This window comes from Fibrobacter sp., assembly GCA_012523595.1.
GTDB lineage: Bacteria > Fibrobacterota > Chitinivibrionia > Chitinivibrionales > Chitinispirillaceae > JAAYIG01.
Genome location: JAAYIG010000127.1, coordinates 1 through 1,536 on the forward strand (window position 1 = coordinate 1; position 1,536 = coordinate 1,536).

Consider the following 1,536-nt stretch of genomic DNA (forward strand, 5'->3'; position numbering starts at 1 on the left):
CCCCTTGCTCCACAGTAAACGTCCATCATTTATACTGAATCCATTACAGGTGCTTTGCGGACTTTTATTAACTGTCGTTTTCCCGTCCGAACTTGTCACATGCTCTTCTTTTAAGACTTCAACAGCCAGGAAAAAAGAATTTATCTCAGGCCTGACATAAAGTTCTACTGCAGTCACTGAAGAATTATTCTCTGCATGCTTTGCGGCAACTTTTTTTAACAACCCTCCCAGTGCCCCCATGTCCTCCATCATCTCCACATCCTGGGAAATAGCGGATTTCCAGATCTCCTTTCCGGTTGCAGCATCGATTTTGTAAAGGTTGAAGGCAGTGGCCAGAAGGATACTGCTGTTATCGATTTCAAAGGCAGAAAAAATGTAATCGGTCCCGCCGAATTCCCATCTCTTCTTTCCATCTGCCATATTGGAGAATACCGCAGCGTTCTCTTTTCCCTTTTTCCCCATGACAAGCATCCCGCCGCACTGGTACATCGGGATCTACTTCCTGACACTTGTAAAACCCTCCTGCTTTGAGCTGAATACCTTGACTCCTGTGAAGGCATCTACAATCGCATTATCTCCCTTGTGTGAAACCATAAAGAAGGGTGTTCCTGTGATCTCGGTAAGAGCATCTTCACTCATACCCGCCAACCCCCTGTTTGTCCACAATACTGTTCCCTTCTCATCATCGATTCCGATCAATCCATCCCTGGTACAGGCGACAAGATATCCAAATTCAGCCGTCTTCTGCCACTGGACTTCCGCATCTGTGGCACAGGTCCAGACAGGATCAGCCGCACCTGCGATTGATGTAAAGGTTAAAAGGAACAATGACAAAAGCACTGAAGAAATACTTCGCTTCACAAAGACCTCCTTATTCAGGGTGATAAAAGCACCGGTTTATTACTAAAGAATATCTCCAGTTTAAACCAGACAGATCATTTTCTGACCGTTCAAATCATTGTGAGTAAATATCAGGATTATTATTCGTTCAATAAGTATTTTTTCCTTCCTGTTAATATCATTGTAATCATGTAATAACGTTGAAAGCGGCAATCGTGTATTAACATAGACGTACGATACCGGGAAAACCGCTCAGTTTAATTTTTTTAAGAGTATGAAAAAAGTAAGATAGAAATGGCTGTTAAATCGACCGCAGAGGGATTCGAGGGAAAAGACTTCTCCTCGATGGCTAATCGAAATGACAAATAGTCATTTACCTGTATTAATAAAATGAGATCAGGAGTTTTCTTTGTTAATTACGGGTACCGCTTTGCTGAACACAAGAGAGTTATTGAGACAATGGATCAGGAACAAACGATTCTGGATTATTATCCGGAGAAAACCGATAAAGAACATTCAATACCGATTCCGATTTGAAGGACAAATGAGGGTTGGTTAGTCTTTTTGAAAAAGCTGCCGAAACAACTCCTCAGATCTTCTGGCAGCCTCATCTGAGAGAGCTACTGACCTTGCCTTGCCTCTGGGATTGCTGATCAACCCCTTTTTGTGCAATCTATCAAGCGTTCCCCAGTCATA

General features: G+C 42.6%; 2 protein-coding genes. Both read right to left on the bottom strand.

The features are described from left to right. A partial coding sequence (locus GX089_08740; protein NLP02567.1) for a hypothetical protein occupies window positions 1–489 on the bottom strand: 489 nt, incomplete at its 3' end. Window positions 490–495: 6 nt separating this feature from the next. Beyond that, window positions 496–861 carry a hypothetical protein gene (locus tag GX089_08745; GenBank protein NLP02568.1) on the bottom strand — a complete coding sequence of 122 codons (366 nt, stop codon included), beginning with the start codon at window positions 859–861 and terminating at the stop codon, window positions 496–498. Window positions 862–1,536 lie beyond the last annotated feature (675 nt).